The organism is Bradyrhizobium sp. (assembly GCF_049581145.1).
Lineage (GTDB): Bacteria > Pseudomonadota > Alphaproteobacteria > Rhizobiales > Xanthobacteraceae > Bradyrhizobium.
On the sequence record NZ_JBAURI010000911.1, the window covers coordinates 1 to 7,172 of the forward strand.

At 64.7% G+C, this 7,172-nt stretch carries 9 protein-coding genes; 6 read left to right on the forward strand and 3 right to left on the reverse strand.

Annotation, left to right across the window (positions count from 1 at the left end; genetic code table 11):
• Nucleotides 1-124: 124 nt before the first annotated feature.
• Nucleotides 125-1,237 carry a branched-chain amino acid aminotransferase gene (locus WCB02_RS29815; protein WP_423963561.1) on the reverse strand — a complete coding sequence of 371 codons (1,113 nt, stop codon included), beginning with the start codon at nucleotides 1,235-1,237 and terminating at the stop codon, nucleotides 125-127.
• 340 nt (nucleotides 1,238-1,577) lie between these two features.
• Here WCB02_RS29815 and WCB02_RS29820 point away from each other — a divergent pair, with 340 nt between their 5' ends.
• The 3 genes from WCB02_RS29820 to WCB02_RS29830 are packed head-to-tail and all read left to right on the forward strand — an operon-like array spanning nucleotide 1,578 to nucleotide 4,295.
• On the forward strand, nucleotides 1,578-2,123 hold the full coding sequence (locus WCB02_RS29820; RefSeq protein ID WP_423963563.1) for a MarR family winged helix-turn-helix transcriptional regulator: 546 nt from the start codon (nucleotides 1,578-1,580) through the stop codon (nucleotides 2,121-2,123).
• A 34-nt stretch (nucleotides 2,124-2,157) separates the two neighbouring features.
• Nucleotides 2,158-2,880 (forward strand): response regulator, encoded by a 723-nt coding sequence (locus WCB02_RS29825; protein ID WP_423963565.1) that lies wholly within the window; start codon nucleotides 2,158-2,160, stop codon nucleotides 2,878-2,880.
• Nucleotides 2,877-4,295, forward strand: a complete 1,419-nt coding sequence (locus tag WCB02_RS29830; protein WP_423963568.1) for an ATP-binding protein — start codon at nucleotides 2,877-2,879, stop codon at nucleotides 4,293-4,295. Before WCB02_RS29825 ends, WCB02_RS29830 begins: the two co-directional genes overlap by 4 nt.
• 34 nt (nucleotides 4,296-4,329) lie before the next feature.
• On the opposite strand, the gene WCB02_RS29835 is transcribed toward WCB02_RS29830, so the two are convergent.
• Together WCB02_RS29835 and WCB02_RS29840 are read right to left on the reverse strand one after the other, a co-directional pair.
• Entirely contained in the window at nucleotides 4,330-4,860 is a 531-nt protein-coding gene (locus WCB02_RS29835) for a DUF3617 domain-containing protein (protein WP_423963571.1), read from the reverse strand.
• Nucleotides 4,861-4,922: 62 nt separating this feature from the next.
• A complete protein-coding gene (locus WCB02_RS29840; RefSeq protein WP_423963573.1) occupies nucleotides 4,923-5,213 on the reverse strand; it encodes a hypothetical protein in 291 nt (96 codons plus the stop codon).
• 176 nt (nucleotides 5,214-5,389) lie between these two features.
• Here WCB02_RS29840 and WCB02_RS29845 point away from each other — a divergent pair, with 176 nt between their 5' ends.
• From WCB02_RS29845 to rlmJ, 3 genes are all read left to right on the forward strand, one after another.
• A complete protein-coding gene (locus WCB02_RS29845; RefSeq protein ID WP_423963575.1) occupies nucleotides 5,390-5,860 on the forward strand; it encodes a hypothetical protein in 471 nt (156 codons plus the stop codon).
• Nucleotides 5,861-5,979: 119 nt separating this feature from the next.
• Nucleotides 5,980-6,657 carry a ribonuclease T2 family protein gene (locus WCB02_RS29850; protein ID WP_423963577.1) on the forward strand — a complete coding sequence of 226 codons (678 nt, stop codon included), beginning with the start codon at nucleotides 5,980-5,982 and terminating at the stop codon, nucleotides 6,655-6,657.
• A 201-nt stretch (nucleotides 6,658-6,858) separates the two neighbouring features.
• A partial coding sequence (gene rlmJ, locus WCB02_RS29855) for a 23S rRNA (adenine(2030)-N(6))-methyltransferase RlmJ (RefSeq protein ID WP_423963579.1) occupies nucleotides 6,859-7,172 on the forward strand: 314 nt, incomplete at its 3' end.

The window sequence follows — 7,172 nt, forward strand, 5'->3', positions numbered from 1 at the left end:
GTCCCGGCCATCCACGTCTTCTCGCCGGCGGCACCGCAAGGGCGTGGATGCCCGGGACAAGCCCGGGCAGACGTTGAGGGCTGGCAGAATCTCGTCGCCAAATGCAAAATCGAGCCGCCGCCGCTCAAAACACCTTTCGGATCCAGTCGTGCGGGTCGGCGGCGCGACCGTACTGGATGTCGATCAGCTGCTTGCGCAGCCCCATGGCGACGGGGCCGGCCGCGCCGCCGTTGATGAGAAAATCGCCGCTCGCCGAACGCACCTTGCCGATCGGCGAGATCACGGCGGCGGTCCCGCAGGCAAAGGCCTCTTTCAGCTTTCCGTTGGCGGCATCGGTGCGCCACTGCTCGATCGTGTAGGCTTCCTCGCGGACGCGCGTGCCGGTATCCTTTGCCAGCGCAATGATCGAATCGCGCGTGATGCCCGGCAGGATGGTCCCGAGCGGCGGCGTCAGCAAGGAGCCGTCGTCGAACACGAAGAAGATGTTCATGCCGCCGAGTTCCTCGATGTAACGGCGCTCGACCGCATCCAGGAAAACCACCTGATCGCAGCCGTGATCGATGGCCTCGGCCTGGGCGCGCAGGCTGGCGGCGTAATTGCCGCCGCATTTGACGGCGCCGGTGCCGCCGATCGCGGCCCGCGTATAGTGCTCCGACACCCAGATCGAGACCGGCGCAGGGCCGCCCTTGAAATAGGAGCCGACCGGCGAGGCGATGACCGCGAAGATGTATTCCGCGGAAGGCTTGACGCCGAGGAAGATCTCGCTCGCGATCATGAAGGGCCGCAGATAGAGACTGCCTTCGCCGCCGGGGATCCAGGCGCGGTCGATCCGCACGAGCTGCTCGACCGCTTCGATGAACACGGGCTCGGGTATCGGCGCCATGGCCATGCGCTCGGCCGAATGATGGAAGCGCCGGGCATTGGCGTCGGGGCGGAACAGGTTCACGCCGCCGTCCTCGCGCTTGTAGGCCTTGAGGCCTTCGAAAATCTCCTGGGCATAGTGCAGCACGGCCGTGGCCGGATCGAGCGGGAAATTCGCTCGCGATTCGACCCGCGCGCCATGCCAGCCCTTCGCCTGATTGAAGCGAACAATAGCCATGTGATCGGTGAAAATCCGGCCGAAGCCGAGGTCCACGAGTTTTGCCGCGCGCTCCTGCTCGGACACAGGATTCGCCGCAGGCTGGATGTCGAATTTCAGCCAGGTGACGCCATTGGCCTTGTCAAACGAAACTCCCATCGGCTCCCTCCCGGATTGGCGCGGCACGCGCGCGCTTTGCGCCCTGGCACTTCAAGCCTTGGCCGTTGAGGCCTTGGCGGTTGATTACGCCTGGCTTTCCCCTTCGCCGGCCTGCGGCCGGCTTCCGTCGCCAACAGGCCGCAGACGACATGCTTTTGCGGAAGGCGGAAGTCCAGTATGTTTGCCGATGTGCCGCTCGACAATCGCACGGTATCAATTGCGGCCGTTATGGCCCGTATGGCCAGACACTGCCGCCCGAAACATGTCACCTCAAGACGAAACGATCTAATATTTCGTGTTGATGGATCGTTTTGTAACATTGAACCCAAGATATGTCAATATGGCTGACATAAATTTCTCACCTGCCCGGCCTCACCCTGATTCGCAGCTCCCGGAGGGCTGCCAGACGGCCCCGCGCGAAGCTGATTTGCGTTGGGATATCATCGAGTTACTCTTCTTCGCCTACCGCGACTTCGTCGGCGATGCCGATCAGGAGCTCGAGGCCTTCGGGTTCGGCCGGGCGCATCACCGCGTCATGCATTTCGTCTGCCGCTATCCCGGCCTCAAGGTCGCCGATCTCCTGGACGTGCTGCGCATCACCAAGCAGTCGCTCGGCCGGGTGCTCAAGCAATTGCTCGACGAGGGCTATCTGGTGCAAAAGACCGGCAATAGCGATCGCCGCCAGCGCCTGCTCTACGCCACATCGAAGGGCGAGGCGCTGGTTGGCAAGCTTGCCGGCCTGCAGACCGCGCGAATCAACCGGGCGCTGGAGGAGATCGGGCCGGCCAATGCGGAGCCGGTTCGCCGCTTCCTGCGCGCGATGATCGACCGCGACGATCCGGACAAGGTGCTGCAGACCATCTTCGCCGCCAGTGCCAGAGAATAGCAGAGAATAGCAGGGAATAGAGGGGGAGCAACCCGTGCCGATCGCAGCCTTCGTTCCGCGGACGCCGCCGCAACCGGCCGATGATGCGCCGCATCTGCTGCTGGTCGACGACGACCGCCGCATCCGCGACCTGCTGTCGCGCTTTCTCGCCGGCGAGGGCTATCGCGTCACCACCGCGATGAGCGCCACCGACGCGCGGGCCAAGCTCAACGGCCTGCATTTCGACCTTCTGATCCTCGACGTCATGATGCCCGGCGAGACCGGGTTCGACCTCGCCCGCTCGATCCGCAAATCCTCGTCCGTGCCGATCCTGATGCTGACGGCGCGCCATGAAGCCGAAGCCCGCATCGAGGGCCTGCAGATCGGCGCCGACGACTACGTCGCCAAGCCGTTCGAGCCCCGCGAACTCGCCCTGCGGATCGGCAACATCCTCAAACGATCAGCGCCGCCGCCGGCGGAAACCCTGGAGCAGATCGCCTTCGGCCCCTATGTCTATCATCTTGCCCGCGGCGAATTGCGCCAGGGCGAGGAGATCATCCATCTCACCGACCGCGAGCGCGAGATGCTGCGCATCCTTGCGATCACGCCGGGCGAGACCGTGCCGCGCGGCGCGCTGACCGGCAACGGCACCGTCAACGAGCGCGCGGTCGACGTGCAGATCAACCGTCTGCGGCGCAAGATCGAGCGCGATCCCGCCAATCCCCTGTTCCTGCAGGCGGTCCGCGGCATCGGCTATCGGCTGGTCGCTGCGCCATGAAATTCCCTGCCGCGGGCCTGTTCCCGCCGAGCACGCTCGACGCCGGCCTGACCCTGATCCGCAACGCCTCGCGGCGCCTGGCCGCGGTCAATGGCTGGATGGGCAACGCGTTCAAGAGCTGGATGCCGACCGGGCTCTATGCCCGCGCGCTCTTGATCATGATCGTGCCAATGGTGGTGCTGCAGTCGGTGGTCGCGTTCGTGTTCATGGAGCGGCAGTGGAACAACGTGACGCGGCATCTGTCGGCCGCGGTGGTACAGGACATTGCCGCGCTGATCGACGTCTACAACGGCTATCCGCCGCAGCACAAGGATCGCGACCAGTTGCGGCGCATCGCGCAGCGCATGGGATTGGTGATCGATTTCCTCCCCCCGGGCGACATGCCGCCGCCGGGACCGAAGCCGTTCTTCTCCCCGCTCGATGAACTGCTGTCGGTGCAGATCGGCCGCCAGATCGGCCGGCCGTTCTGGACCGACACCGTCGGGAAATCCAATCTGGTCGAAATCCGCATCGTGCTCGACGACGCCGTGATGCGGGTGTTCGCCCAGCGCAGCGCGGCCTATGCCTCCAATTCGGAGATCTTCCTGTTCTGGATGGTCGGCACCTCCTCGATCCTCTTGATCGTGGCGGTCCTGTTCCTGCGCAACCAGATCAAGCCGATCCTCAGGTTGGCCGATGCTGCCGAAAGCTTCGGCAAGGGCCGCGAGGCGCCGAACTTCCGGCCGCGCGGCGCCCGCGAAGTGCGCCGCGCCGCGCATGCCTTCCTGGAGATGAAGGCGCGCATCGAGCGCACCATCGAGCAGCGCACCGCGATGCTGGCCGGCGTCTCGCATGACCTGCGCACCATCCTGACCCGCTTCAAGCTGGAGCTGGCCTTGATCGGCGACGGTCCGGAAATCGAGGCCATGCGCAAGGATATCGACGAGATGTCGGGCATGCTGGAGGATTATCTCGCCTTCGCCCGCGGCGATTCCGGCGAGAACGCGCAGCCGACCGACATGACGCTGGCGCTGGAGGAACTGCGCAGCGACGCCGAGCGCAACGGCCATTCGGCGACCGTACGCTTTCACGGCCTGCCGGTGGTCATCGTCAAGCCGGCCTCGTTCAAGCGCTGCGTCGGCAACCTCGTCTCCAACGCCGCGCGCCACGGCAACAAGATCGCGATCAACGGCCATCGCGACCATCGCTATCTGAGCGTTACGGTCGAGGACGACGGCCCGGGCATTCCGCCGGCGATGCGCGAGGAAGTGTTCAAGCCGTTCCTGCGGCTCGACGGCGCACGCAACCAGGATGAAGGCGGCACGGGTCTCGGGCTGGCGATCGCCCGCGACATCGCGCGCTCGCATGGCGGCGACATCATGCTGGGCGACAGCGCGATGGGCGGCCTGCGCGCCACGGTGCGGATCCCCGTGTAAACCATCATGAGACGCGGATGAGCTGCGGCGAGCGCTATCTCGACGGCGACAGCAGGCCTTTCAGCTTTTCGGCATCCTTGACGTTCAGCTTGAAGCCGCCGCCGGGCATGATGATGTCGCCGGGCTTCTGCCCCGGCTTGCAGGCGCCGAGCCACCTGGCCTCGATCTTGGTGATGGTGTCGTGGATGCCGGCCACGCCGCGCTCGCTATGGGCGGTGGTGGTGACGGTGTAGGCGGCATCGAAATCGCCGACGATGTCGGAATGCGATGTCATCGACACACCGCCGACGGTGCAGACGGAATCGATCGTGTAGCCGGTCGCGGTCTTCTGGATGTCCTGCTTGGAGCAGATCTGCTTTGCAAGCGGCGAGACCGTGTTGCTCATGTCGTGGTCGGTGGCCGCGTCGGTGCAATGCTGCATCGCCATCTCAGGCGTCGGCCCGGTTTTGACCACCTTCATTTCCCACAGGCCCGGCTTGCGCAGCGGCAGTTCATCGGCGCCGGCTGTGGGCAGCCATGCCAGCAGCGAACAGCTCACGCAGAACAAGAGTAGCTGTCGCGTCATGTGCGCGCCCTCACCCCATCGCTCGGCCGACGTCCCAACCGAATGTCATCACTCGGACGTCATCAGTCGAGCGTCCGCAGCGGCCGCGCGTTGGAGCCATACGGCACCCAGCGGCAGGCAAAGGAAATGTAGCCGCCATACTGGGCGTCGATCGCCAGGAATTTCACCACCTTGCCGTAGGAGGCGCAGTGATTGACGGCGAGCTGACGCGCGTCGGCCTGCTGCGCCAGCGAATAGGCAATGATGCCGCCGGTATCGTTGCCCTTGAACGCGGGCACCCAGTCGGCCCGGGCCGACGCGCCGGCCAGCATTCCGCAGACGGCCACGAGGCCTGCTGCCACAATCCTTCGCATCGGAAACTCCTTATTCGCTTCGGCGTAACTTAGGATGCAATGACGGCCATGAAAAGGACGCCAGGCCGCGACACACAGACTTGGCGCGGAGTGTTGCCGCGTTGCACTTGACCCGATCGACCCTTCACGGCACCGTCCGGCCGACGGATCAGCCGGACCCATTTGGCGGACTGCACATGCGCGACTTCGTGACTCCTTTCAAACGATCTGCTGCCGGCACGGTGCTTGGCGGCGCGCTTGGTCTCCTCGCGCTGGGTCAGACGGCACAGGCGGCCAATCCGCTGGAGCTGAATTTCTGGCTGTCCGGACCGAAATATGACGGCCGCGTGGCGCCCTGCGAGGCGGCGCTGTCGACGATCAGTAGCCAGTTCCAGGACAAGGAAAGCACATACTGGAATTCGTCGCTGACCATCACCGCCTACGGCAATATCCACGAGCTGGCGTACCGACCCTGGCAGTCCGACAATATCCCGCGCCGGTTTTGCAGCGGCAGCGCCATGCTGAGCGATGGCAAGGTCCGCACCGTGAACTTCTCGATCATCGAGGATGGCGGCTTTGCCGGCTACAACCAGGGCGTCGAATGGTGCGTGGTCGGGCTCGATCGCAACTGGGCCTTCAACCCCGCCTGCAGGGCCGCCAAGCCCTGATTCGGTCGCGGCCTTCCCTGAGCCACGGTTTTCTCCCAAATTTGTTCTTGAAATGTTCCGGCCAACTGTTAGGTTTTGGGCGGCATAAGCCTTTGATCGTCAGTAATGGGGGCGTTCCGATGTTTCGATTGACGTGGTTGTTTCTTGTTTCGTTCTTAGCCCTGCTCGGTGCGGCGACCGCAGCTTCGGCGCAGGACCAGCGCCAGAACACGCCGGGCGAGTTCGATTATTACGTGCTGTCACTGTCCTGGTCGCCCTCCTTCTGCGAAGAATCCGAGGAGCGCGGCAATTCCGGCCGCGCCCAGGGCCAATGCGGCGGACGGCCGTTTTCCTTCGTGGTACACGGGCTGTGGCCGCAATATGAGCACGGCTTTCCCGAATATTGCCAGCGGCCCTCGCCGCGGCTCGATCGCAACATCATGACCTCGATGCTCGATCTGATGCCGGCGCCGGGATTGATCTACAATGAGTGGGACAAGCACGGCACCTGCTCGGGGCTTGCCGCCCGGGCCTATTTCGAGACCGTCCGCAAGGCCCGCGCCGCGATCAAGATCCCGGCGGATTTCCTGCAATTGTCGGAACCGAAGACCATCGCGCCCGCCGACATCGAGGACGCGTTCGTCAAGGCCAATCCCGGGCTGTCGAGCGCCGGGATCGCGGTGACTTGCAGCAGCACGCGACTGTCGGAAGTGCGCATCTGCCTGAACAAGGACCTTCAGTTCCGCGACTGCGAGGAAATCGACCGTCGCGCCTGCCGCCGCGACCAGGTCACCATGCCGCCGCTGCGCGGCGGCTAGCGGCAACAGCATTGGGCGTCTTGGCCAGCCGGAATAGCGGGCCAAGAACAGCGGGCCAAGAACGCGGCATTGCGGGCACGCGTCTTCGCGCGAACCTCAGATGCGCAATCGCGCGTCGGGGAATCCCGGGATTTTCGGGTTCGCTCGCACCACGAGCGCCCCGGAATGACATCTGGAGCCTGATGGCGTAACCACGCTGCCATGAACTACCGCCACGCCTTTCACGCCGGCAATTTCGCCGATGTCATCAAGCACATCGTGCTGGTGCGGATTCTGATCTATCTGCAGGACAAGCCGGCCGCATTCCGGGTCATCGACAGCCATGCCGGCGCCGGTCTCTACGATCTCACCGGCGGGGAGGCGCAGCGCAGCGGCGAATGGCTCACCGGCATCGCGCGCATCCTGCAGGCGCGGTTCTCCGAGCCGGCCGGGTTGTTGCTCGAGCCCTATCTCGACATCGTCCGCGCCTTCAATCCGCAGGCGGCGCTTGCGGCCTATCCGGGATCGCCGTTGGT

What these genes read in the sequence shown, in the direction of transcription:
- WCB02_RS29815 (WP_423963561.1), bottom strand. Translation starts at nt 1,237, where the DNA reads ATGGGAGTTTCGTTTGACAAGGCCAATGGCGTCACCTGGCTGAAATTC.
- WCB02_RS29820 (WP_423963563.1), top strand. Translation starts at nt 1,578, where the DNA reads ATGGCTGACATAAATTTCTCACCTGCCCGGCCTCACCCTGATTCGCAG.
- WCB02_RS29830 (WP_423963568.1), top strand. Translation starts at nt 2,877, where the DNA reads ATGAAATTCCCTGCCGCGGGCCTGTTCCCGCCGAGCACGCTCGACGCC.
- WCB02_RS29835 (WP_423963571.1), bottom strand. Translation starts at nt 4,860, where the DNA reads ATGACGCGACAGCTACTCTTGTTCTGCGTGAGCTGTTCGCTGCTGGCA.
- WCB02_RS29840 (WP_423963573.1), bottom strand. Translation starts at nt 5,213, where the DNA reads ATGCGAAGGATTGTGGCAGCAGGCCTCGTGGCCGTCTGCGGAATGCTG.
- WCB02_RS29845 (WP_423963575.1), top strand. Translation starts at nt 5,390, where the DNA reads ATGCGCGACTTCGTGACTCCTTTCAAACGATCTGCTGCCGGCACGGTG.
- WCB02_RS29850 (WP_423963577.1), top strand. Translation starts at nt 5,980, where the DNA reads ATGTTTCGATTGACGTGGTTGTTTCTTGTTTCGTTCTTAGCCCTGCTC.